General features: G+C 36.0%; 23 protein-coding genes. 4 read left to right on the top strand and 19 right to left on the bottom strand.

The features are described 5' to 3' along the window. Position 1: 1 nt before the first annotated feature. From AB674_RS17380 to AB674_RS17330, 11 genes are all read right to left on the bottom strand, one after another. Entirely contained in the window at positions 2 to 1,054 is a 1,053-nt protein-coding gene (locus AB674_RS17380; protein ID WP_047778545.1) for a TerY-C metal binding domain-containing protein, read from the bottom strand. A 1,002-nt stretch (positions 1,055 to 2,056) separates the two neighbouring features. Next, on the bottom strand, positions 2,057 to 2,692 hold the full coding sequence (locus AB674_RS17375) for a vWA domain-containing protein (RefSeq protein ID WP_047778544.1): 636 nt from the start codon (positions 2,690 to 2,692) through the stop codon (positions 2,057 to 2,059). Between the two features lie 26 nt (positions 2,693 to 2,718). Then, a complete protein-coding gene (locus tag AB674_RS17370) occupies positions 2,719 to 3,378 on the bottom strand; it encodes a TerD family protein (RefSeq protein WP_047778543.1) in 660 nt (219 codons plus the stop codon). Between the two features lie 19 nt (positions 3,379 to 3,397). After that, complete coding sequence (locus AB674_RS17365; protein ID WP_047778542.1) at positions 3,398 to 3,949, bottom strand: TerD family protein; 552 nt, start codon at positions 3,947 to 3,949, stop codon at positions 3,398 to 3,400. 8 nt (positions 3,950 to 3,957) lie between these two features. Then, complete coding sequence (locus AB674_RS17360; protein WP_047778541.1) at positions 3,958 to 4,923, bottom strand: hypothetical protein; 966 nt, start codon at positions 4,921 to 4,923, stop codon at positions 3,958 to 3,960. Between the two features lie 26 nt (positions 4,924 to 4,949). Continuing rightward, the gene (locus AB674_RS17355) at positions 4,950 to 6,038 is read right to left on the bottom strand and encodes a toxic anion resistance protein (protein ID WP_047778540.1); all 1,089 of its coding nucleotides are present in this window, start codon (positions 6,036 to 6,038) and stop codon (positions 4,950 to 4,952) included. A gap of 4 nt (positions 6,039 to 6,042) precedes the next feature. After that, positions 6,043 to 6,651 (bottom strand): TerD family protein, encoded by a 609-nt coding sequence (locus AB674_RS17350; protein ID WP_047778539.1) that lies wholly within the window; start codon positions 6,649 to 6,651, stop codon positions 6,043 to 6,045. A gap of 3 nt (positions 6,652 to 6,654) precedes the next feature. After that, on the bottom strand, positions 6,655 to 7,209 hold the full coding sequence (locus AB674_RS17345) for a TerD family protein (RefSeq protein WP_047778538.1): 555 nt from the start codon (positions 7,207 to 7,209) through the stop codon (positions 6,655 to 6,657). 3 nt (positions 7,210 to 7,212) lie between these two features. After that, entirely contained in the window at positions 7,213 to 8,019 is an 807-nt protein-coding gene (locus AB674_RS17340; protein WP_047778537.1) for a phosphoribosyltransferase family protein, read from the bottom strand. Between the two features lie 2 nt (positions 8,020 to 8,021). Continuing rightward, entirely contained in the window at positions 8,022 to 8,687 is a 666-nt protein-coding gene (locus tag AB674_RS17335; RefSeq protein WP_047778536.1) for an HAD family hydrolase, read from the bottom strand. A gap of 209 nt (positions 8,688 to 8,896) precedes the next feature. Further along, entirely contained in the window at positions 8,897 to 9,472 is a 576-nt protein-coding gene (locus AB674_RS17330) for a TerD family protein (protein WP_047778535.1), read from the bottom strand. A 345-nt stretch (positions 9,473 to 9,817) separates the two neighbouring features. Here AB674_RS17330 and AB674_RS17320 point away from each other — a divergent pair, with 345 nt between their 5' ends. Further along, positions 9,818 to 10,213, top strand: coding sequence for a DUF983 domain-containing protein (locus AB674_RS17320; protein WP_047778533.1), 396 nt, complete (start codon positions 9,818 to 9,820; stop codon positions 10,211 to 10,213). Positions 10,214 to 10,218: 5 nt separating this feature from the next. On the opposite strand, the gene AB674_RS17315 is transcribed toward AB674_RS17320, so the two are convergent. The 8 genes from AB674_RS17315 to topA form a co-directional block, all read right to left on the bottom strand. Further along, positions 10,219 to 11,268 (bottom strand): NAD(P)/FAD-dependent oxidoreductase, encoded by a 1,050-nt coding sequence (locus AB674_RS17315; protein ID WP_047778532.1) that lies wholly within the window; start codon positions 11,266 to 11,268, stop codon positions 10,219 to 10,221. A 77-nt stretch (positions 11,269 to 11,345) separates the two neighbouring features. After that, positions 11,346 to 12,335: a gliding motility protein GldN gene (gene gldN, locus AB674_RS17310; protein WP_047778531.1), complete on the bottom strand. Its 990-nt coding sequence runs from the start codon at positions 12,333 to 12,335 to the stop codon at positions 11,346 to 11,348. 408 nt (positions 12,336 to 12,743) lie between these two features. Then, positions 12,744 to 13,733: a gliding motility protein GldN gene (gldN, locus tag AB674_RS17305; RefSeq protein WP_047778530.1), complete on the bottom strand. Its 990-nt coding sequence runs from the start codon at positions 13,731 to 13,733 to the stop codon at positions 12,744 to 12,746. A gap of 44 nt (positions 13,734 to 13,777) precedes the next feature. Beyond that, positions 13,778 to 15,319: a gliding motility protein GldM gene (gene gldM / locus AB674_RS17300; protein ID WP_047778529.1), complete on the bottom strand. Its 1,542-nt coding sequence runs from the start codon at positions 15,317 to 15,319 to the stop codon at positions 13,778 to 13,780. A gap of 52 nt (positions 15,320 to 15,371) precedes the next feature. Then, positions 15,372 to 16,019: a gliding motility protein GldL gene (gene gldL, locus AB674_RS17295; RefSeq protein WP_047778528.1), complete on the bottom strand. Its 648-nt coding sequence runs from the start codon at positions 16,017 to 16,019 to the stop codon at positions 15,372 to 15,374. 60 nt (positions 16,020 to 16,079) lie between these two features. After that, positions 16,080 to 17,474: a gliding motility lipoprotein GldK gene (gene gldK / locus AB674_RS17290; protein WP_047778527.1), complete on the bottom strand. Its 1,395-nt coding sequence runs from the start codon at positions 17,472 to 17,474 to the stop codon at positions 16,080 to 16,082. A 263-nt stretch (positions 17,475 to 17,737) separates the two neighbouring features. Next, positions 17,738 to 18,889, bottom strand: a complete 1,152-nt coding sequence (locus AB674_RS17285) for a formimidoylglutamase (RefSeq protein WP_047778526.1) — start codon at positions 18,887 to 18,889, stop codon at positions 17,738 to 17,740. A gap of 3 nt (positions 18,890 to 18,892) precedes the next feature. Continuing rightward, entirely contained in the window at positions 18,893 to 21,409 is a 2,517-nt protein-coding gene (gene topA, locus AB674_RS17280) for a type I DNA topoisomerase (protein WP_047778525.1), read from the bottom strand. A 326-nt stretch (positions 21,410 to 21,735) separates the two neighbouring features. Between topA and AB674_RS17275 the strand changes: the two genes are divergently transcribed. The 3 genes from AB674_RS17275 to AB674_RS17265 are packed head-to-tail and all read left to right on the top strand — an operon-like array spanning position 21,736 to position 25,595. Further along, the gene (locus tag AB674_RS17275) at positions 21,736 to 23,325 is read left to right on the top strand and encodes a glycerol-3-phosphate dehydrogenase/oxidase (RefSeq protein WP_047778524.1); all 1,590 of its coding nucleotides are present in this window, start codon (positions 21,736 to 21,738) and stop codon (positions 23,323 to 23,325) included. Positions 23,326 to 23,341: 16 nt separating this feature from the next. Then, positions 23,342 to 24,838, top strand: coding sequence for a glycerol kinase GlpK (gene glpK, locus AB674_RS17270; protein ID WP_047778523.1), 1,497 nt, complete (start codon positions 23,342 to 23,344; stop codon positions 24,836 to 24,838). Positions 24,839 to 24,863: 25 nt separating this feature from the next. Then, entirely contained in the window at positions 24,864 to 25,595 is a 732-nt protein-coding gene (locus AB674_RS17265; RefSeq protein ID WP_047778522.1) for an MIP/aquaporin family protein, read from the top strand. Positions 25,596 to 25,956 lie beyond the last annotated feature (361 nt).

Genomic DNA, 25,956 nt, shown 5'->3' with positions numbered 1-25,956 from the left:
GTTATCCTTGGGTTCTGCTGACATCAAAACCACCTTCTCCGTAACCGTAAGATCCCTGATTATGACACCACGGACAGGTACTGATCTCTTCGTCTCCAATACAATGTATTTTATCGCAAACACAGACTGCAAAAGCAATTTGGTTCCCGCAACAAGGACAGGTAGGAAATCCGGTGAGTTCTTCTGTATTTACGGTAGTATTAAAGGTCGATTCGTCTGCCAATTCGAAATAAGAATTATCGACTTGGTAAGCGCCAACGAGTTTGTAATTTTTTGAACTCAATTCAACACCTGCATAAATTGACGGCGCAATTGTTTTGCGGTACTTCATCAAATAGGGCCTTTTTGAATTTTGACATTTACCGTTCAAAACCACATAATTATCATCAACATATTGTCTAATAGGCTCTGCTTTGGTCAAATCTATTTTAGAAAGTGTTTCGCCTTCTAATTTTGCCAATTCAAAACCTGATGAATTATTCTCGACACTAATGCTGCTTGTCTTGATCGAATCGGTAACCCATCTGAAAAACTCTTTATACGATTGTACATTGGTGTTTTTAAAATGAAGTACATTTTCTGTCAACTGTCCCAATAGTTTTGTATCGGTTTCGTTTCCGAAAGAAACGGCAATTAAATTAGCGGTTCGTTGCCAATTTTCTTTCCATTCATTTATGGCAGCCTGACTGTCGTCTGTTGGCACTCCGTCTGTAAAAAGGAATACAATTGGTTTCCAGTCTCCCTTTACTTCATAAGTTGTTTTTACAATATTATTTCTTAATTCGTACATTAAATGTCCTAATCCCTTACTCAATGATGTTCCGCTTCCTACCGGAAATTTAGGCGGATAAAAACTCACGATTTCCTGTAAGGGCACCAATGTTTTAGGCTGACCTGCAAAAACAATGATCGAAACAAAAACCGTTTCCAGCGCATGTGGATCTGTTTTTAATGCCTGAATTATAGTGGCTAACCCTTCTTCAACTTGCTGAATGGGTTCTCCAACCATTGATTCCGAGATGTCAATCAAAAAATATATGGGTAATCTTCTCATTTTATGAAGAATTTTAAAACATTAAAAAATAATTATTATAACCTGTTTTGGGTAATTCAGCTAAATCTTTTTAACACATAGAGACATAGATTTTGAATTTATAAATTGAAACGTTTCAAGAAAATCATACTTTTTTCACATAAGCTTATGCGATTTATTTTAAATGAAACGTCTTTTTTTATGCTTTGCTAGCTATGTCTCTATGTGTTAAAACTAATTGAACCCAATGAGTTATTATAACCCGCTAGGTGTAATTCAGCTAAATCTTTTTAACACATAGACACATAGATTTTGAATTTATAAATTGAAACGTTTCAAGAAAATCATACTTTCTTCACATAAGCTTATGCGATTTATTTTAAGTGAAACGTCTTTTTTTATGCTTTGCTAGCTATGACTCTATGTGTTAAAATTAATTGAACCCAATGGGTTACTATAATCCGCTAGGTGTAATTCAGCTAAATCTTTTTAACACATAGAGACATAGATTTTGAATTTATAAATTGAAACGTTTCAAGAAAATCATATTTTCTTCACATTTGCTTATGCGATTTATTTTAAGTGAAACGTCTTTTTTTATGTTTTGTTAGCTATGATTCTATGTATTAAAATTAATTGAACCCAATGAGTTACTATAACCCGCTAGGTGTAATTCTGCTAAATCTTTTTAACACATAGAAACATAGATTTTAAATTTATAAATTGAAACGTTTCAAGAAAATCATATTTTCTTCACATAAGCTTATGCGATTTATTTTAAGTGAAACGTCTTTTTTTATGTTTTGTTAGCTATGATTCTATGTGTTAAAATTAATTGAACCCAATGGGTTATTACAACAACTTATATCCTAATTACTAAACTATTTTGATACCGGTTTTCGAAAAACAAAATGGTAGTAAAATTTACGATTGAAGAAGTCGAAAATTGATTTAAGTATCTTCCGAACTTGTCTTTGTCAGACAACAATTCCAGATGTAAACTTAAAACTGAATTGATCAGGATTAAATGACTACCGTTATTTCGCTTGGTGGTGGTGGCAGCAGTACGCTTTCTCCGGTTCCCTGACTTTTATTCCCTTGTTCGATCGTTTCAGAGACCCATTTAAAAAATTGTTTTAAAGTCGAGCTGTCTGCTGAGGCCAAATGAACGACATTGGCAGTAAGTTCCTTAAGAATACTGTCATCTGCCATATGACCGGCTGCACAGCCTACAACAGCGCCAAAATTTAACGCTTTAATTTCTTGTGTTTTTTCTCTGTAAAACTGAATATCCGAAGGTTTTCCATCAGTAAAAACAAAAAGTAAAGGTTTCCAGTCTCCTTTTTGAGTCGGGGAACCCTTTATTACTTCTGTGTTTACTTTCTGAATTATAAAATCTAATCCGGCTCCTGTATTGGTAGGACCACTTTGAGGGCAAGTAATCTCAGGAAGCTGAAAATGAACCAACTCAGTTAAGGGTACAATCTCTTTTACTTCTCTGTCAAAAGTTACAATACTGATCCAAAGCGAATCTAAAGCTTGTGCATCTGAACGCAGATTATTAATCATACCGTTCAAAGCATTATTCAAAGCCTGTATGGGTTCGCCGTACATTGATCCGGACGTATCTAATAAAAAATATACTGGTAATCGTCTCATCGTACTATTTTATTTATAGTGGAATACTAAAGGTATGACGCTACAATTTTATGAATAGTTTGTCCTAAAAAAGTATCTGCTGTCGGGTCACCAATGGCACTAAATTTCCATTCGTTATTTCTTTTGTATAGTTTCCCCATGATGATCGAACGTTTGTTTACGTATTGCGAATCTGCAGAAACGTTATAAGAAGCAAACTCAGAAACCACTCTGGTTGGAGTTCCTTCGTACATTCTGATTTTAGCGTAAGGTATCTGAGAGAAATCTTCCGTCCCGGCATTATTCAGGAAGAAAAATATCTGGTTTACGTTTGCATTAACTTTCGATAAATCAACTGTAATGATTTCGTTGTCAAGACCATCATCTCCACCGGTATCTCCGGCAAGATCATCGCCTGTATGTTTTAAAGCCCCGTCAGAGGTTAACAATTTACCTTGTGGCAAACCAAATTGCTGTAAAGCTTCTATTCTGTATAAAGGAGAATACAAATGATCACAAATTTTATTTTGGTCGTCAATAAGCACACAACTTAAATCTAAGTCGATCTCTTTTATGTTTTTAGATAATCCTAAAAAACCTTTAGTTTCGATAGCGCCCCAGTTCACACCAACACAGAAATCGGTTAGTGTTTCACCACTTGATTTTCTTAAATCAATTTTTTGTCCTTTGGTTAAGTTAATTGCCATGTTTGTAAATTGTGTTTAATTAGTTGTATTTATTTAAGTAATCTTGTAAACCACCTTTCATTCCGATACCAACTGCTTCAAATTTCCACTCTTCGTTTCTTTTGTAAATTCTTCCAAATTCAACGGCTGTTTCGATAGAGAAATCCTCATCAAGCTCGTACTTCACCAATTCTACATTAGATTGATCTAAAATTCTGATAAACGAATTTCTGATCTGTCCAAAATTTTGTCTTTTTGTATCGGCATGATGAATGGTAACTACGAAAGAAATCTCAAAAACGTCCGGTGAAATTTTTGACAAGTCTATTTGTATTTTTTCATCATCTCCGTCTCCTGCTCCTGTTAAGTTATCTCCTGCGTGAATAACCGCCTGATCCGGTGATTTTAAGTTGTTGTAATAAATAAAATGATTGTCATTTGGAAGTTTTCCATTTGCACCAACTAAAAATACTGACGCATCCAAATCAAAACTTGTCCCGGTGCTGCTTGCATTACTATCCCATCCTAAACCTACAGTAAATTTAGGCGCATCAATACTTTGTCTTTGTCCTTTCTCTAAGTTAATTGCCATTTTATTCTTTAATTAATATTAATATTCAACATTGTTTTTAAAATATTTGTTTGTTCATCAACGTTCTGTAATTCGTCCAGAAAATCTACTGATGAAATTTTTTCGTGGTATTCTTTTAACACCTCGAGAACTGTTTCGGGCAGCGTTGTTTTTATCGTACTGAGTTCTTTCTTTAACTCGGCATTCTTGGTTTTCAAATCTCTCAAAATGCTTTCTTTGGCAGAACCGTTTTTCGAAATATCAACTCCTAACGTCACTTCTTCATTCCAGAAATAAAACGATTTTTCGTTCGTGACAAAAACAAATTTGTCATTAGAATCCCTAAACTCGTAAATCTCTATGGTCTCGTTGTTGCAAACCAATCCACACAAAAATTTGATTTTAAAATTCAGGATGTTTAACCGTCCTAAGAGTTTTTTTTCAAATTTAGCATGTGTATTTTCATATACACTTTTATTGAATTGGGAAAGCTTTTCATATTGCTCAATTGTAATTTCTCTGTAATATTCGGCCTGAATATTTTGAGAAAAAGCCACTATGTCATTCCAATTAAAAAAACTGTCGGTATCTGAAACGAACAACTGATAGAGTTCTTCAATCTTTTTGGACATGTTTTGTGCATGAAGCTGCATTTGTTTGGCAAACTTGGTCTCACCGATTTCTAATTTTAATTTTGATACAATATCATCATTAATATAAATCTCGTCTGTGATTAAAAGATACTGCTGCTCTTTTGATTTTTTTATTTTTTGAAACAAATCGATCAGACTGTTGGTAAACTGAATATGAAATAATTCTAATTTATTAATGTCTAATATCCGATTGTTTTGAAATAGCGTATGAATGATTTTCGTTCTTACCAAAACCCCAACAAGATCCTTGTGATTAAAGAAATTGGATAACAATTCTAAAATCACAAGTTTTCTGTTACTGTCTTTTATTATTCGAAGATAGCTCTCCTCTTCCTCCTGCATTTATCTAATTTCAAATATTCAATTCTCTAGCTTACGACGCCTTTTTTCAATTCTTGTTCCAGACTTTGTAAACCGGCATCCAATTGTCTTCTGGTTTCTGTACCTTGATCGTGTATTTGTTTTACTTCTGTCAGGGTATCGATCAAAGATTTTGTAGTCATTTTAAGTGTTTCAAGTGAAACGATGGTGTTCTCGTTTTCTCTTGCCACTTCGATACTGTTTTGTTTCAGCATTTCTGCATTCTTTTGCAAAATAGTATTGGTCGTTTCAGACACTCTTCTTTGAATCTCAATATTCTGTTTTTGTCTTTGTAAAGCAACGGCCAATGTAAGTTGGTTTTTCCAAACTGGCATTGTAGTGGTCAAAATAGACTGTGCTTTTTCGGCAATAGAGGTGTTGTTGTTTTGCACTACTCTAATTTGCGCCAAAGATTGCAACATGATAAAACGCACGATTTTCATATCGGCAAGACGTTTGTCTAATCGATTAATGAAGGTTCTTTTATCTGAGATTTGATAATCCTGATAATCGGCACTTTTTCCTTCCATTACAGCAAGTTCTTCGTTCAATTCTTTAAAACGAATTTGCCCTGCAATAATGTGTTTTTCCATTTCTTTGATCAGATTCACATTACCGTCAAACATCGTTTGAAGTGCACTGTTATCTTTCACAGAATTGATCATTCCGGCTTTTACCTTATTACTGATTTTATCAATGTTTACCGTAATTCTGTCGTATTCCTGGAATAACTTTTTTACATCTGTAATTAGTTTATTCAACAAAGGAATTTTAGACAAGAACCTTTTAAACGGCCCTTGATCTAACTGATCTACGTCTACATAATTTAATTCGGTCAGTAAATCATTAATCAAAGTTCCTACCTCACCGGAATTGTACGTTCTGACATTGGTCAAAAAAGTATCACTTTGTTTGGCGATCGAGTTTTGAATTTCGGCACCATAATTCAAAATCGAATTGGCGTCGTTTTCATTCAACTGATTGGAGATGGCTTTGTAATTGTTTACATCTGCTTCTGTAACAGAAGCCAGATTTACATTTCCGTCTTTATCAATTAAAGCAGTATTCTCCTGAGTAACTAATTGATTTTCTAACATGATTTTATAAGTGGTTCTGTTGAATAGTAACTATCGTTTGCTCCAGTTTTTTATCGTTTGTCGGTACACCCACTGCGCTAAATTTCCAGTCGTCGTTTCTTTTGTAAAAAACACCTAAAACCATCGATACATTTCCGGCAAAAGTAGCATCGTTTGCAATATCGTAACGTGCAAATTCTTCACTTACTCGGGTTGGAGTTCCTTCGTAAATTCTGATAGAAGCAAAAGGAATGTCTTTGAAATCCTGTCCTCTGAAACTGTTTATAAAAAAGGCAACGTGGTTAGCAGACGGTGACAGTTGAGAGAAATCTAACGTAATAACTTCGTTATCTAATCCGTCATCGCCATTTAAATCTCCTGTCAAATCATCTCCACTGTGTTTTACAGCACGGTCATTAGAAATTAGTTTTCTAAAGTTTACAGAATCAATGTGATTTTTTTTATCATCATAGATCGCACAGCTGGCATCTAAATCTACTGCTTCTTTTTTAGTACCGAAAAATCCTTTTTTCTCAATTGCACCCCAGTTTACACCTACGCAAATATTTTGTAATTTTGTACCGTTACTTTTTTCAAGATTAATACGTTGTCCTTTTTCTAAATTAATTGCCATATCTTAGTTATATTTATTTAAGTAATCTTCTAATCCGCCTTTCATTCCGGCTCCCTTAGCTTCAAATTTCCATTGTCCGTCTTTGTTATAAATTCTTCCAAATTCAACGGCCGTTTCTATAGAGAAATCTTCTTCTAATTCGTATTTAACTAATTCAGTCGTATTCGAATCGTCTACAATACGAATGAATGAATTACGCACCTGTCCGAAATTTTGCTTTCTGTTGTGTGCATCATGAATTGTAACAACAACACAAATTTCTTTTGCTGCTGCATCAATTTTGGTTAAATCTATTTTTACTTGCTCATCATCTCCGTCTCCGTCACCTGTCAGGTTATCTCCTGTGTGAATAACTGATTCATCCGGTGACTTTAGATTATTGTAGAATATAAAGTGAGAATCTGATAGTATTTTACCGTTATCTCCCAGAATAAAAACAGAAGCATCAAGATCAAAACCTGAACCTGTACTACTGTTGTTTGTATCCCATCCTAAACCAATGGTGAATTTTGGCGCATTTATATTTTCTCTTTGTCCTTTTTGCAAATTGATAGCCATAATTTAATCTATTTTTATTACGTTAATATTGCTTTTATATTCTAAAATTTGATGGTAATTATTACTAATTGCCAGATGAAATAATTCGTTGCTTTTTGCCGTCGGAATATTGGCTGCCAAAAATGCAAACTGCGCTGCGTCCAGACTCAAAATAAATTTTACAATTCTGGTATTGTACTGAAAATGCTCACTGTTAATAATAGAAACAATATCTTCTACATTGTGAACCGCAAAATAATTGTAGTGATTTTCGATTTTTGGATGAATTCCTTTGTTTACTAATTCCGCAAAATAAACAAAAACAAAATCTCCTTTTACATCATATTGATCCAGAATTTTTATTACGGTATGCTCATGACTACCGGTTATCTTGATGTCATCAACAAAAATGCAAAGTTTGCCATCGATAAAATTACGATCGATGTAGTAGGTATCGTTTGAGATTAATTTAACTCTCTCCTCAAAATCCAAATTTCCATAATCGGTAACATAGGTTTGATTTCTGTAAATTTTAGATTCAATACAGGCCTTTTTACCATTTTTAAACAAAAACCCATTGAGTTCTTTTTTAAAATAGTAGCATAAAAAGTTTGATGCTGTCGGAATGGACAAATAAGGACTTGGTAAAATGACAATCTCTGTATTAGACAAGATCAGATCTTTAAACTGAACAGCAAATCCTTCAAATAATTCTTTTGCAAATTGCTCTGCATAGAATTTATCTCCAAATTTAAACCTGCTATAGGCTGCCTCCTCAAAAGGGCAGTTTTCTTTTTCTGTTATTTTGTGTAAGCTGTAACTTTTATTCACTTTTAATTTTTTAATAAATGCGCATTAAAACCAAACTCTAATGCTCCATTGTAATCTGCAATAGGATTATCTCCAATATGCAAAACATCTTTTTTTTCTATTTTTTTATAAGTCTCAATTTCATCCAATACCAATTTAAAAATTTCCTGGTTTGGTTTTGAAAACCCAACTTCATCCGAGTAAATCTCAAATTTAAAATACTCCGACAACTCGTAATGTTGCAGTACCTTTCTTAAAGTTCGACCTTTAATAAAAGCGGTATTGCTCAAAATGTTAATCGTTTTACCCTGATCGGTAACGTCTTTAAAGATCTTTTGTATCTCCGGATAAATTAATACCGGTTTAAACTCCAGAAACAATTCTTCTGTATGATCATAAAACTGAGACAGTCGATCTGTTCCGTTTTGATCCATATCTACGTCTAAAGCGCTTAAAATTAAATAATAAATCTCGTATGTATCTAAATTTAATCCTGTTTTTTCGTTAATTGTATTGCATAAAACATCATAATACCGAACTACTTCATTTACTTTTTCAATTCCATGGTTAATTTCAAAGAAATCCTTGAATAACAAGTTCCTTCTTTGCTTAAATTCCGGATTTGATTTTATTAAAGTCAGCCACAAATCAAAAGAAAGGTGACTGTAATTTTTATAATTTATTTCCAAAAGTCTTTATTTAAAAAATGCATATTCTAAACGATATCGTTTACTCAAACCATACCCTTACTGTCATTAAGTTAAGAGGTTCTTTCACGCGGATTCTGCGGATTTTTTTGTTCTGCTAAAATCTGCGTGAGACTCTTTTTGAGAATCCTTAACTTAATGACATTGACCCATACTCTAATAGATTCTTGCCCTATTTGAAATCCCGGGTTTTATTTAATAATTTCTCCTGAGTAATATTTCTCCAGAAAGAAACTTAAATCGGCTCTATACCCGATACCGGAAGCTTCGAATCTCCAGTTGCCGTTTCGTTTGTATAACCTGCCAAATTCTACTCCGGTTTCTATAGAAAAATCTTCGTCTAATTCGTACTTGGCAATTTCCTGACCGTTGGCATCATCTACAATTCTGATATAAGAATTTCGCACCTGTCCAAAATTTTGTTTTCTGCGTTCGAAATCTTCGATAGTCACTACAAAAAGAATTTCTTCAACAGCGGCATCTAATTTACTGAGGTCAACCTTTATTGCTTCGTCATCATCACCATCACTGTTTCCTCCTGTCGGATCGTCTCCTGTGTGCTCTAATGCTCCATCGGGAGAGTTTAGATTATTGTAAAAGACAAAATAATTTTCTCCTAAAAGCTTGCGGTTTGCATTAATCATAATCGCTGAAGCATCTAAGTCAAAATCATGTCCCGTTCCTTCATTTGGATCCCATCCTAACCCAATTGTAATCTTAAACAAGCCAATATCAATTTTTTGCCCTTTTTGTAAATTTATAGCCATTACGATATTTTAATTAGAATTTCTTAAACTATACAATGATACAAAAAAGCCCCTCATGAAAAATGTGGGAGTACGTAAAAAGAGAAATATTTATCAACAAAATCAACAAAAATCATAGAAAACAACACTATTCTGAATATTCTCCGGCAAACCTATTCAGCCCCAAAGCACTAGCAAAAATGACTCAAAATACAAACAAACGAGATTCCCAATTCCATAAAAAAGAGAAACTTTATCACTATATTTACATTGAATTCGAAGCAATCAAAAAAAGACGATCGTTCAGTACGAATTATTAAAACTTTAAATCAAATCCACACTATTTCATAAATACGCCCCATATAAATGTTCAAAAAAGGATCTAAAATAAATAGTATTTTAACAGGAAGTTGCCCAAAATGTCAAAATGAAAGCATGTATGCAGACCAAAATCCGCTTCATTTGACTAAAGTTCTCAAGATGAATGAGAACTGCAGCCATTGCGGATTAAAATATCAAATTGAACCTTCCTTTTTCTACGGTGCAATGTATGTGAGCTACGGATTAAATGTTGCAGTGGGAATTGCCGCTTTTATTGTTTCATTCGTGTTTTTTGAGAGTACTATCGAGCAATCTTTTCTGGCTATTATTATTACTTTAGTAGTGTTATTCCCTTTTGTTTTGCGTCTTTCAAGAAACATCTACATCAATATGTTCGTCTCTTACGATGCAAAAGCAGATCCAAAAGCAAAAAAACAATAAACTACTTATTTTCTTTTTTTATAAAAACGGTAAATGTCAATCACCGGATCCAAAGGCGTTTTGTCTTCAATATAAGCAAACAAATCTTTTGCCATCGCCGGCCCGAGCATTACACCACGTGTTCCCAGTCCATTTAAGAGGTGTAATCGTTGATGTAGGTTATGTGTACCAATAATAGGTCTTCGGTCTTTTACTGTTGGCCTTACTCCACCAAAATGCGATACAATCTCGAAATCACAATTGATGATCTCTTGAATACGCTCTGTTAACTCCGCTCTTCCTTCTGCTGTTGGAGTAGCGGTTTTGTCCTGCCAATTGTAAGTCGCACCCACTTTGTATAAATCAGCTCCCAGAGGCAAAATAAAGACGCTGGTGTTCACAATAACATCCAAATCAAGATCGGGTGCTTTTATAATAAACAACTCCCCTTTTGTACCATCAAGCGGTAAATCCTGAAAAAATGGATTAGCGTGCAGTCCAAAGCCTTCTGCGAAGATTACATTTCGGGCTTCAATCCCATTGTAGGTTACAAAATCTTCTCCAATAATCAATTTAGAATAGTCAAATGATTCCTGTTGCAACAATTTATTCTGAATCAAATACGCCTGATATTTATCCAACAAAAGTCCTGTATCGACATAACCTGTGTGTAATACTTCACCATAATCAAAAGGCGAATCGATTCCGGCATATTTCTTAAAAATCAACTTTGTAGAAAGGAAATTGGCCAACAGTGGTTTATCAGAGGCTGAAAACCAATTGTTCTGCTCTTCAATAGAAAAGAATTTTCTGAGAATAGGAAGCCTGAAATTAAATTTAGTTTCCAATTTAGCTTCCACCTGACTGTAGAATTCATCCATCAAATCTAATTGCTCCTCTGCTTTCCAGACTTCACTAAATCGCTTTAGAATAACGGGATTGTATAAACCTCCCGCCACTCTTGATGATATTTGAGATTTATCATCAATTACTAAAATAGTTTTATGGTTTTGAAGCGCTCGTTCAGCAAACGAAATTCCGGCTAATCCTGATCCGACAATGAGATAATCAATCATATTCAATAATGGTAAAATAAAAAAAACTCTTACTACAAAGGTACTAAGAGTTTTTCTTATAATTTAATTTTACGAGCCTAGTAGGTCCACATATCTTGTTCGAGGTCGCGAATCTTTTCCTTAACCCTTTCAGCCTCCCACAATTGATAGTCGGCATTGTTTTTCATATAATCTTTTATTTCACGATCCCCATAAACATTTTCTTCTTTGTAGATAACGGCATTAAAACGCCGCGAGTTTAAAAGCTGATCGAACGAAATAGGAAGTGCCGAATTTTTATCATTAAAAGCCTTCCCTTCATGTAACACCTCGCGCGCATTGGGAAAGAAAACCCAAAACAATTCAATATAGTCCTTTTCATCACTATTCATCGTATACACATCGGGAGTTACAGGGCAAATACCCAGTAAACGATATTTCAATTCACTCTGACGTTTGTCAAAATACCAATACCCTTTTATTTTATATTGTGTCACATCAGCAGCGGTAAGGTCTTGCTTTAAAATATATTCAGCAGGAACAGTTCTCGAAGCCGGAACTGTCTGATCAACATACGTCACACTTTTCTTCTTACCGGTACCGGTCACCACTTTTTTCTTTACAACACGTGTCCTGTAATCGTCCGGATATTGATTAATTAACTCTCTTCCTGCGTCCGTTGTATCAACACGGGATAATGATCCCTGAATGTCTTTCAAAGATTTTTTAGTATTGAAATAACTATCCGCATAAACTTCGGTTATCTTACCGTTCCGCATCGCTTTTGTCAAAACATCATATAACGAACGTCTCTCCGAGCCAATATTGGCGGTATCAACCGGAAAGTATAATGGGAAGTTAATTTTTTCATTCAGATCAATGATCTCCCAGACGGTCTTACCCAATAATACATCCCTGTCGTCAACATAACCATAAGCCAAAGGTTTATCATTATCTGATATACGCTGAGCGGGAGTCTTAAGTCCAATTTGATTCGCCGTTTTCGCATTAAGCAAATTGGATTGTGAGTTTGAAGTAAAACTTCCTGCAATAAAAACAATTGTTACTAAGAAAAATCTAATCTTCATCATGATAAATACTATAAGATATTAAACGTAACTCCTTACACTCACTGAATATGGATCAAGCCTCATTTTCCGCAATGCTGTCAATTTCAAAAAAGGAGAAATCTTTGTTTACTAAGCTCATTTTTACGGAGCTCCTTGTAGAGACTTCTTCTTCGTCGAAAGGACAAACGCTGTCTATATTTTCAAAACAAACTAACTTATTACATCCAATTTTACTGCTTCACAACTTCAAGACTTGATCCCTGAATATTCTCGACACATTTATTAAAATTACAAAAAAATAACGACAATACCCTAAACCTAATTGAAAACCAAGTATTTACACCTGAAAATACCACAGATACGACCAAAAAAAAACTCTTACTACCGAGGCAGTAAGAGTTTTTCATATAATTTAATTTCAGAAACTTAGTAGTTCCACATATCTTGTTCGAAGTTACGAATCTTCTCTTTTACTCTTTCAGATTCTAACAACTGATTCTGTGCATTGTCTTTCATGTATTCTTTGATCTCACGATCTCCGTACAAGTTTTCTTCTTTGTACAAAATAGCGTTAAAACGTCTTGAGTTTAAAATTTGATCGAATGAAATCGGAAGCGCTGAGTTATTGTCATTAAAAGCTTTTGCTTCGTGCAATGCTTCTCTTGAGTTTGGATAGAAAATCCAAAACAACTCGATATAATCCTTCTCATCACTGTTCATAGTATAAACATCAGGAGTTACCGGGCAAATACCCAATAAACGATATTTCAATTCACTTTGACGTTTGTCGAAATACCAGTATCCTTTTATTTTGTACTGTGTAACATCAGCAGAGGTAAGATCTTGCTTCAAAATATATTCAGCAGGAACGGTTCTGGTAGCACCTACAGTTTCGTCAACATAAGTTACTACTTTCTTTTTACCTGTACCGGTAACTACTTTTTTCTTCACAACGTGAGTTTTGTAGTCATCAGGGTATTGGTTAATTAACTCTCTACCTGCATCAGTCGTATCGATACGTGATAATGATCCTTGGATGTCTTTCAGAGATTTTTTAGTATTAAAATAGCTATCTGAATACACTTCAGTTATTTTGCCATTTTTCATAGCTTTAGTCAAAGCGTCATAAAGAGAACGTCTGTCAGGGCCAATATTAGCCGTATCTACCGGAAAATATAATGGGAAGTTAATTTTTTCATTTAAATCAATGATTTCCCAAGTAGTTTTCCCCATCAATACATCTCTGTCATCAACATAACCATAAGCTAATGGTTTATCATTATCGGAGATAAGCTGCGCAGGAGTTTTAAGCCCTATCTGATCCGGTGTTTTTGCATTAAGCAAATTCGATTGCGCATTAGAAGCAAAACCTCCAGCGATAGAAACAATAGCTATTAAAAAATTTCTTACTTTCATCATGATACCATTATAAGATATTGAACGTAGTTTTACCTACTTTATTATTGTATTTCGTAAATTACCGGAGCAGTTCTTGGTAATAAATAACTACCAGCTCCAACAAGTTTAGTTTTAATTTCAGAAATAGTAACTTGATCTCCTTTACCTGCTCTTGAAAGAATTTGTTTGCATTGTGCATTTAATCTGTTACCGCTAACTACAACTGTAGGTTGTCCTGTAACTTTTAAATTAAATCCAACAACATCTAAACCAACTTCAAAATCAAAATCAAGTAATTTAGCACCAATAGTAGCAATTTCTAAGTTAGATTTAGGTCCTTTAACAACACCCATCTCACCTCTAATTGTTCCTGTTGGTCCAGGAATACCTTTAATTCTGAATGTTTTCTTGTCTGTTACTTTATCACCGTTTGGTAATGTTCCAGTTACAGAAATTGTAGCTTCAGTACCTTGACCCGGGCTCATGTTATATTTACCTGGTTTACCTGCAGAAACTAATCCAGGAGCACTTGCAACAATTTTGTTTGCATCAACACCAGCGAATGATACAGAGATTGGGTTAACCACTCCTCTATAAACCACATTCATTTTATCTGCAGAAATAGTAGCAGCATTTGGTCTTGGTACTACAACATACTTCCCAGCAAATTTAAGAGGAATGTTTTTTCCGTCTTCCAAGAAAGTAAATTGACCATTAATATCTTGCTCTCCAACACCTCCGGCAGTTAATGAAATAACCGCTTGTCCGTTAACGATTTGTCCAGGACCTTGGAATGAAGTTGGTTTAGTGTTTTCGTCATAACGACCTAAAACTACCTTACCTGTAACTTTTTCTCCTTGGAAGTAAGCATTTTTGTCTAAAACAACAATTGCTTGATAATTGCTATAAGATGCAGCAGCAACCGCAGCTTTACCTAAAGCACTGTTGTAAACATCAGTTTCCAATTTAGTAACATCATTTTGCCAAGCTGAAAGTTTAGCAGCTGATGCGATTGCAGGGAAACCTTTAAAATGATAAGCTAAGTATTTTTCTTTTATACCGTCTTTGTTTTTAACATCAGATACATCAAATTTTTGATCGATCTCTGAAATAATGTTAGCGTATTTTTTATCTGATCCTAAAGCAGCTTTAATGTCTGCTTTGTATTTTTGAATTCTAGCGATAATCTCATTCCCTTTAGCAGTATAACCGTCTCCTGTAAACCAGTCGTCGATATTATCTCCTCTGTCCATAGACTCGTAAGGTAATTTACCAGTTTCTTTATCTGCTTCAAATCCTTTGATAGATTGTGCTTTTAAAGTTCCGATGTAAGCGTAAAAATCTTTTGAAACTGCTTCAATTTTGTGAGCTGTTACTGCAGCGATAGCAAATTCTCCTTTTGCTTCAGCCGCTTTTTGATCTAAGGCTGTTAATAGAGAGGTATTATTTGTAGTTGCTGTAGTGTTAGAAGCTTCGAATTTTTCGTTAAATAAACCAAAACCTGATATTACTTCTTTCGACACGTTCATTGCCAACATTGCGATGAAAACCAAGTACATCAGGTTAATCATCTTCTGTCTAGGGGTTAATTTTCCTCCTGCCATTTTTTTCTAATTAGTTCTTATTAATAATTTTAATATAGTAGTTAAAAACTAATTATCCTTTGTTACTCATTGCAGAAAGCATACCACCGTAAACATTGTTTAAAGAAGCAATGTTTGCAGTCATTGATTGCATTTGTTCTTTTAATTTAGAGGCATTGTCAGCAATTTCTTTATTAGCATCTGCATTTCTTGCAGCGCTTTCTAATTGTACTTTGTATAAGCTGTTTAATGATTCCATTTGTGCAGCAGCCATAGACAATTCTTCGCTGTATTTTTTAGTAGAAGCGATAGAATCTACAGTAGGAGCAATTCCTTTAGCAGCTGATTCGAAATTTTTAATACTGTTTCCTAAACTTGACATTAATTCACCGTCAATTTTAGCTTCTTTCAACATAACGTCTAACTTTTGAGACAACAATCCTTGGGCATCAGAAGGAGTTTCAACTTTATCCGCTTTTTTTCTAGCTTGTCCATTAGCTAATTCAGGGTAAACAAGAGTCCAGTCCAACTCTTCGTCAACAGGTTCGAAAGCAGAAAGTGCAAAGATTAACGCCTCAGTTAACAATCCGATTGATAACATCAATGTTCCTGTTAATGGTCCAATCTCAAAGTGAGTAATTTTGAATAATGCTCCAACGATTACTACTGCCGCTCCCATACCATAAGCGAAATTCATTGCTTTTTTACTTAATAATGCCATAATACTTTTTTTTAGGTTTTAATTTGAAATAGATTTGATTTGGATATTTAATTTATGAAATTACTTCTTTTTGCCAGTTACCTGAGTACCCATATAATCCTGAACGGTACGGAAACCAATATAACTTCTGGCTGAATCTGCGTATTCGTGGTCACGAGTACTTACTTGTAGGAAGTAAGCAACATCTTTCCATGATCCACCGCGAACTACTTTTCTTTGATTGTTTCCATCAATAACGTTAGGGTTCATTGTTGAAACATATTCGTATGCATTTGGATTGTAAGCTGAATCTGTCCACTCTGAAACGTTCCCTGCCATATTGTACAATCCGTAACCATTTACATCGTAAGACTTAGCTTCAACAGTATACAAAGCCTCATCAGCTGCGTAATCTCCTCTGCTTGGTTTGAAGTTTGCCAAGAAGCAACCTCTGTCACTCTTCGTGTAAGGACCTCCCCAAGGGTATGTAGCAGATTCCAGACCTCCTCTTGCAGCATACTCCCATTCTGCCTCTGTTGGCAATCTGAAAGCATTTACTAAGTCACGTCCTTTTTTCTTAGATTTAATATAACTGTTTTTGTTCAAAGTTCTCCAAGCACAGAATGCTTTTGCTTGTTTCCAGGTAACACCAACTACAGGATAATCTCCATAAGCTTTGTGCCAGAAATAGTCATTGTGCATTGGCTCATTATAAGAGTAAGCGAAATCTTTAATCCAAACCGTAGTATCAGGGTAAACACTTACTTGTTCTGTTTTAACGAAATCTTTTCTTTTACCTACTTTAGCTTTTGCTGCAGCCTGAATATCCATCCAAGAATAACGGAATTTCAATTTATTTACATCAATTGTTCTTAAACCATTGTAAGACTCTTCGATAGGCAAATACATAGAATCCATTACTTCAGTGTAATACTCATCCGGATACGCTTTAGTATCTTTAATTAACTTAACTTTTTTATTCAATTTTCTACCTGCATACGGATCATCTTTTGTTCCTACGCTATAGTAATTATCATACATATACTTATCGTAAGCTGTCATTTTTTCAGGATCAGAATCGTTAAATGCATAATCAGCAATACTACCTGCTTTTTTACCTTTACCATCTCCTGCTCCTTTTTGACCTGTTTCGTCAGCTAAAATAGCCAAACGAACTCTCATTGTAGAGTCTTTTACCCACTCCACAAATTGACGGTACTCACTGTTGGTAATTTCAGTTTCGTCCATATAAAACGAACGAACTGTCACTGTTTTAGTTGGAGCGTCCTCTACATTAGCCAAATCAGCATCTGATTTACCCATAATAAAAGACCCACCTGGAACCAATGTCATTCCATAAGGTTTTTCAGGATGCCATTTTCCTCCTGTAACACCAACTAACTCACCTTTATCACCTGATTTTCCACAGCCGACAACTAGGGTTAATATTGTTGCAAATGCAATAAACTTCTTCATATAAATTTGGGATTATCTATTCATTATTATAAGTCCGTAAACGTATTTATTATTTAGCTAAAAAACAATACTAGTCACGAAATTTATTTCACCGTTCAAAAATAATGTTAAATAAAATAAAAAAAAAATATTTTATCGATAAACTAACGCAAAAAATCGACGTAAAACGTTATTTTTTATACTCTATAAATCTTTTCCTACTAATGTTTCTTAACTTTTTTCTCACAACTTTAAAAAGTCCTGATTTTCGCTAAAATTTCCGTCTACAAAGCGTTTTTTCGCTGCGCTTTCCACCATCTTTCCGGTAATTCCTGATTGCAAGCAAGCAAATATTCATCGTAAGAACAGGGTAATAACGTATTTCTTTTTAATTTATTGTGGCCGTTTGATTCGTACGGAATTTCAATCCACCAACGATCGGTTTTGTCACTTTTATAAAATATCAATTCTTCCTCTTCTAAAGGAACAATATACTTTAAATAATTCGCCCTGCTTCCAAATGGATATTCTTTGGATCGGTAGTGATATCCCTCGATAAAATACCAAACAATCTGGCCAATAATTGCCGCTTCCGGTACGGTACTGTTGTGATTAAAAACCCCAAAAGACGAAACCTTATCGCTAATTCCGGCATATCTCGCCAAGGCACAAATCTCTTTTCCATTAAAACCATTCGGCTCAAAAGAAACCATATTCCCCGAAGCCGATGACTTTACCGAATTTAAATCAATACTAACTAAATCAGCATCTCTAAAAACAGGTTCAGCCAAAGCGATTTTATTCGAAATCTCACCTAAACGGTAAGCGTCAAAAAACAGCTTTTCAATTAAATCAATTTCTTCTTGAGAATTGTAATACGTCTGAAATCCAATATTACAATAATTAAAGAGATTATTCGGTTCGTCAATAATAATTTTTGTTAAATAAGAATTCGCAGAAACCGCTTCATCGTCTTTACCAAAATCAAATTTATTATCTACCGAAACCATGTTCACCATTTGCTCCAAATCGTCATAAGCACGATACAAAGCATACGTCAAATCCTGTGAACCTCCTAAAACTATCGGAATCACTTTATTCTTAATTAAAGCTGATGTAACTTTTTTAAGTGCGAAGTACGTATCCTCTACAGAATCTCCTGCAAGAATATCGCCTAAATCTGCTATCGAAGCATCCCAATTACCGGGAAACATACCATAAAATTTCTTTCGAACGGCTGTCAGATTTACCTCATTAACAACACCACTATTACGTCGATCTTCTAAAACACCAACAATCGCAATAGTGACTTTACTAATATCGGGAAACTGATCCTGAGTATGAAAAACAACCTTACTGCCTAATTCCTGAGAAGACAATGAACTAATGAATTTTAAAATCCCGTCATTAACCGGTTCTAGAAAATCAAATTCCATTTTTTATTTCTTTTTAGCAGCTGGTTTTTTAGCTGGAGCTTTTTTAGTTGTTGTTGCTTTTTTTGCCGGTGTCTTCTTTGCCGGTGTTTTTTTGGCGATCATTTCCTGAACCTCAGCCAATGTCAGCTTTGTAGCATCAACCTCTTTGCTTAGTTCAATTTTAATCTTACCTTTTGTTATCACCGAACGACCCCAACGTGCTTTTTCAACTAAAATCCCTTCATCCTCCCAATTGTGAAGGACTTTATCTATATTTTTCTGTAATTTATCTTCAATCAGTTCTTCAACATCTGTTTGTGATAAATTATCAAAGTTGTATTTTTTACTTACGTTTATAAAAAGACCATTCCATTTAATGAAAGGACCAAAACGCCCCACACCTTTCTGAACCGGTTCTGCTTTATAAACTGCAATTGGTGCATCAGCAAGTGCTTTTTCATCAATTAGTTCCTGTGCTCTGTCTTTCGAAACCCCTAATGGATCTTCTCCTCTTGGCAAAGAGATAAAAACACTTCCGTGACGTACATAAGGACCATAACGACCATTACTTACCTCTACTTCTTCTCCTTTATATTCTCCTAAACTTTTAGGTAATAAAAACAAATTAAGAGCATCTTCTAAAGTGATGTTTCCAATATTCTGATCCGACATCAAACTGGCGAATTTTTTATCTTCATCATCCGCTTCTCCAATTTGAGCCATTGGTCCAAATTTTCCTAAACGAACAGAAACCTGTCTTCCGTCTGCATCTTTTCCTAAAATTCTTTCTCCGCTTTCACGTTCCGCATTCGCTTCCACTTCTTTTACATTCGGATGGAATTTATCGTAGAACTCCTTCATCATGACAGCCCAATCAATATTTCCTTCGGCAATCTCATCAAAATCCTGCTCTACTTTTGCCGTGAAATTATAATCAAGGATGTTTCCAAAATTCTTAACCAGGAAGTCTGTTACGATAGTTCCGATATCTGTAGGAACTAATTTCCCTTTATCAGAACCTGTATTTTCTTTTAACAACTTTTCACCAACCTTACTGTTTTGCAAAGTAAGTTGGGTATAATTACGTTCCTGACCTTCAAGAGTTCCTTTTTCAACATAATTTCTGTTGATGATCGTCGAAATAGTCGGTGCATACGTAGACGGACGCCCGATTCCTAATTCCTCTAATTTTTTAACCAACGAAGCCTCTGTATAACGTGCCGGTGGTCTTGAATATCTTTCGGTAGCGGTAATATAATTGTTTGCTAATTTCTCGTTTACTTTTAATGCCGGAAGCATTCCTTCCTGCTCTTCCTCATCATCATCATGTCCTTCCAAGTATACTTTTAAGAAACCTTCAAAAAGTAAAACTTCACCTGAAGCTGTAAAAATTTCGCCGTGATTGTTGGCTTCAATTTTTACGTTTGTTCTTTCTAATTGGGCATCACTCATTTGAGATGCCAATGTTCTTTTCCAGATCAAATCGTACAAACGTGCCTGATCACGATCAATATTTACGGTGTGACGTGACATATCTGTCGGACGAATCGCCTCGTGTGCCTCTTGCGCTCCTTTGCTTTTATTAGCAAAAGTACGTGGCTTAGAGAATTCTTTTCCGTATGATTTGATGATTTCAGCTTCGGCGGCATCCATTGCATCTTTAGAAAGATTCACACTATCAGTTCTCATATAAGTAATAAGTCCCGCCTCGTATAAACGTTGTGCTAATTGCATGGTAATACCAACCGGTAAATACAACTTTCTGGCCGCTTCTTGTTGTAAAGTCGACGTTGTAAAAGGTGCTGTTGGAGATTTTTTGGTAGGTTTAGTTTCTAAATCTGCTACCTTATATATAGAACCGACATTTTGTTTTAAGAAATCTTCGGCTTCTTTTTTTGTATTGAAGTTTTTTGGCAGTTTTGCTTTGAATGTTTTTCCGGCTTCGTTAACAAATTCTGCTACTACAGAATAACTTGCTACAGCGCTAAAATTCTGAATCTCACGTTCTCTCTCTACGATCAAACGAACAGAAACGGACTGTACACGACCGGCAGACAAACCACCTTTAATCTTTCTCCATAAAACCGGTGATAATTCGTACCCCACTAAACGATCTAAAACACGACGCGCTTGTTGAGCGTTTACTAAATTATAATCAATTTCTCTTGGATTGTCAATTGCTTTAAGAATTGCACTTTTGGTAATCTCGTGAAAAACAATTCGCTTTGTCTTTTTGGTATCCAATTTTAGTTCTTCCGCAAGATGCCATGAAATAGCTTCCCCTTCGCGGTCCTCATCACTCGCCAACCAAACCATTTCGGCATTTTTAGATAGTGTTTTCAGTTTACTTACTAAAGCTTTTTTATCAGAAGAAACTTCATATTTAGGTTTAAATCCATTTTCTACATCTACCCCTATTTCCTTTGATGGTAAGTCGGCTATATGTCCATAACTTGACTCTACCTGAAAATCACTTCCTAGAAATTTCTCTATCGTTTTCGCCTTTGCAGGTGATTCCACTATTACTAAATTCTTTGCCATTGCTCTATTTTTCTGCAACAAAAGTATCTATTTTTTTTAAATATTAACCTTGCTTATTCATTTTTGAAGTATTTTAATAATATGTTTCCAAAAATTACAGATTTATCTGTAAACATCGCGATTACATATATAGGTATAACTTTTAAGGGGTTATACTCCAAAAATAGATGATTTTTAACACTCAAAATCGCATAAGTTACATTAAAACAGATACAATTCTTTGCTCCTTTTTAACAGCAATCATATCTGCTCTCTATTCACTTCCGCTTCATTTGGTTTCGTTATATTTGGTATTCAAAATAAAATCAAACTAAAAAAAGCATAGGATGAAACGAACAGAACAGCTAACAAAACTAAAACAAACTCAGGAATGGGATGTTATAGTGATTGGAGGTGGTGCAAGCGGACTCGGGACTGCCCTTGATGCCGCAAGCAGAGGATACAAAACCGTTTTGGTTGAAGCAGTAGATTTTGCAAAAGGTACTTCCAGCAGAAGCACTAAATTAGTTCATGGCGGCGTTCGTTATCTGGAGCAGGGAAACATCCCTTTAGTACAGGAAGCTTTAAAAGAAAGGGGGTTACTGGCACAAAATGCAGGTCATTTAGTCAAAAACCAATCTTTTGTGATCCCCAATTACAACTGGTGGGGCGGTTATTTCTACACCATCGGCCTTACGGTTTATGATTTGCTGGCTGGAAGACTAAGCTTAGGACGATCGAAATACATTTCAAAAGAAAAAACCTTAGCACTACTCCCTACCGTAGAACCAAAAAACCTAACAAGCGGCGTTGTTTATCAAGACGGCCAATTTGATGATTCCCGTCTCGCCATAAACATTGCACAAACTGCAGTAGAAGAAGGCGCTTGTCTTCTTAATTATTTCAAAGTCGTCAATCTTTTAAAAGACGACCACAATCAGGTAACAGGTGTACAGGCGATTGATCATGAAACCGGTATTAAATACGATATAAAAGGAAAGGCTGTCATCAACGCGACGGGCGTTTTCACCAACGCGATAATGAAACTAAACGACACGGTGTACAAAAAATACATTGTTCCAAGTCAGGGTATTCATTTGGTCTTCGACAGTTCCTTTTTACCGGGCGATCAGGCCTTGATGATTCCAAAAACAAGTGACGGAAGAGTTTTGTTTGCGGTGCCCTGGCACAACAAAATAGTAATAGGAACGACTGATACTTTAATTAAAAAACACAGCCTCGAACCCATTGCACTCGAAGCAGAAATCGAATTCATTCTAGAAACCGCCCAACGCTTTTTAACAAAAAAACCAACACGTGCCGATGTGCTGTCTGTTTTTGCCGGACTAAGACCCTTGGCAGCACCAAAAGAAGAAGGAAAAAGCACCAAAGAAGTATCCAGAAGTCACAAAATCATTGTTTCTGAAACCGGATTAATCACCATAACGGGCGGGAAATGGACCACCTACAGAAGAATTGCCGAAGACATTATAGACAAAGCCATTGCAGTACATCGTCTACCTAAAAAGAAATGTAAAACAGAACAGCTCTCCATTCACGGAAATATAAAAACGGATTCCGCAGCACGAGCAAATCATTTGTATATATACGGAACTGATATTCCTAAAATAGCAGAATTGCACAACACGGAACCCGAATTAAAAGAAAAACTACATCCGGATTACGACTATACGATGGCAGAAGTTGCCTGGTCTATTCGCTATGAAATGGCCCGAACGATAGATGATGTACTAGCGAGAAGAGTTCGTCTGCTATTTTTAGACGCACGGGCGGCCATTAGCTGCTGCGAAAAAGTAGCACAATTACTGGCGAAAGAACTCGGTCATGATGAAAAATGGATTCAAAGACAAATAGCCGAGTTCAAACATCTTGCCAACGGATTTTTATTATCCGATTTTCACGAAAAACAAACCTAACCACATACCCACCATTATGCAAAATAAATTAATCTTAACATTGGATCAGGGAACCACTTCCTCGAGAGCCATCGTGTTTAATCATGATGGCGAAATCGTGAGCATTTCTCAAAAACCTTACGAACAGATTTTCCCAAAACCGGGATGGGTAGAACACGATCCAAATGAAATCTGGTCTTCCCAAATTAGTGTTGCAGCCGAAGTGATTGCAAAAGTGGGAATTTCGGGAAGAGAAATCGCGGCAATTGGAATCACGAACCAACGCGAAACCACCATTGTCTGGGACAGAGAAACCAGCGAACCCTTGTACAATGCCATTGTTTGGCAAGATCGCCGAACAGCCAAGTATTGTGATGAATTAAAAGCAAAAGGGCATTCCGATATGATTCAGGAAAAAACAGGACTGATACTGGATGCCTACTTTTCCGGAACCAAATTAAAATGGATTTTAGACCATGTTGAAGGCGCACGTGAAAAAGCAGAACAGGGAAAACTGTGTTTTGGAACTGTAGACACCTGGCTCATTTGGAAACTAACGCGAGGCAAAATGTTCATGACCGATGTTTCTAATGCGAGCAGAACCTTATTGCTAAACATTCATACCTTAGAATGGGATGACGAATTACTCGAATTATTTGACATTCCAAGAGCCATGTTGCCCGAAGTAAAACAAAGTAGCGAAATATATGGCGAAACCAGCACCACGTTATTTTCCTCAAAAATTCCGATTTCCGGTGTAGCCGGAGATCAGCAGGCAGCCCTTTTTGGACAATTGTGCACCGAACCCGGAATGATGAAAAATACTTACGGCACCGGTTGTTTTATGCTAATGAATACCGGAGACAAACCTGTTTATTCTAAGAACAATCTCTTAACCACCATCGCCTGGAAGATAAACGGCAAAACAACTTATGCGCTGGAAGGAAGTGTTTTTGTAGGCGGAGCGGCCGTACAATGGCTGCGCGACGGTGCAAAAATGATTAACTCATCAGACGAAATTGAAGCCTTGGCAGCAAGTGTTCCGGACAATGGCGGTGTTTATTTTGTCCCTGCCCTGACAGGATTAGGTGCCCCGCATTGGGATCAATATGCGAGAGGAGCTATCTTGGGTATTACCAGAGGGACAACCAGCGCACATATAGCACGTGCCACTTTAGAAGGGATAGCTTATCAGGTATATGATTTAGCAAAATCAATGGAAGCGGACTCGGGAAATGCAGGAACAGAATTAAGAGTCGATGGCGGAGCTGTTGTCAACAATCTAATGATGCAATTCCAATCTGATTTATTCGGTTTTAAAGTAATACGCCCCAAAACACTCGAAACAACAGCACTGGGCGCCGCCTATCTGGCCGGATTAGCCGTAGGGTATTGGAAAAGTGTAGACGAATTACAAAAACAATGGTCGGTTGACCGAGTCTTTTCTCCCGAAATGCCAAAAACAGAAGTAGACCAACTCGTACACAACTGGAACAAAGCCGTTGGACGCACAACTAAATGGATTGAAGATTAATCTACCAACCTCAAAAAACACAAAAATGACCCCATTTACAGCAGAAATAATAGGTACCATGCTTCTTATACTACTAGGAAACGGTGTGGTAGCAAACGTAGTTTTAAAAGACACCAAAGGCAACAATTCAGGATGGATTGTTATTACCACAGCCTGGGCTTTGGCTGTTTTCGTAGGCGTTCAAGTTGCAGGTCCGGTGAGTGGCGCGCACTTAAATCCTGCCGTAACAGTTGGTTTGGCCATAGCGGGAAAATTTTCATGGGCATTAGTGCCTTCCTATATTATCGCTCAGTTAATTGGCGCAATGGCAGGAGCATTCTTGGTCTGGCTATTTCATAAAGATCATTTTGCCGCCACAGAAGATGAGGGGGCAAAATTGGCTTGTTTTAGTACCAGTCCCGCAATCAGAAATCCTTTTTCTAATCTTATCAGTGAAATAATCGGCACTTTTGTACTGGTCTTTGTGATCTTTTATTTTTCCGATCCCAGCATTTCATTAGCCAGTGATCCTTCTGCAAAAATAGGATTAGGTTCAGCAGGTGCGATTCCTGTTGCTTTTTTAGTTTGGGGCATCGGCCTGTCCTTAGGAGGAACTACGGGTTACGCGATTAATCCGGCTCGTGATTTAGGCCCTCGAATTGTACACAGCCTCCTTCCCTTCAAAGGAAGTAGCGATTGGAGTTATGCCTGGATTCCCATTGCAGGACCACTTTTGGGTGCTTCTTTAGCCGCATTCTTATTCGGAATTTTAAATTAGTCCATTCAGATCATTAGTCTTCTTATCCCTAATATTAAAAAAATTACACCTTGTTTTCCGAATTAAAATGATATAAATCTCCAGCAAAAATTAAAAGATTTGCAAAAGTATCATTTTGAATTGCCTCTTGCTTTAGCTCAAAGTCATTAAGTTAAGGATTGTCAAAAACAAAGTCTCACGCAGGTTTCAGCGGAATGAAATTAAAAAAATCCGCAAAATCCGCAGAATCTGCGTGAAAAAATCTCTTACCTTAATGACTTTGAGCTTTAGTCAAACTGGTGCTTATTTTGGCTAAAGCCATTAAACTCTTAAATCAAACTATACTCCTCCAGCTAAAGCAGGAGGCAATTCAAAATAATGC

Source organism: Flavobacterium sp. ABG (assembly GCF_001027725.1).
Classification (GTDB): Bacteria; Bacteroidota; Bacteroidia; order Flavobacteriales; family Flavobacteriaceae; genus Flavobacterium; species Flavobacterium cupriresistens.
This window is presented reverse-complemented; position numbering and strand designations above follow the sequence as displayed.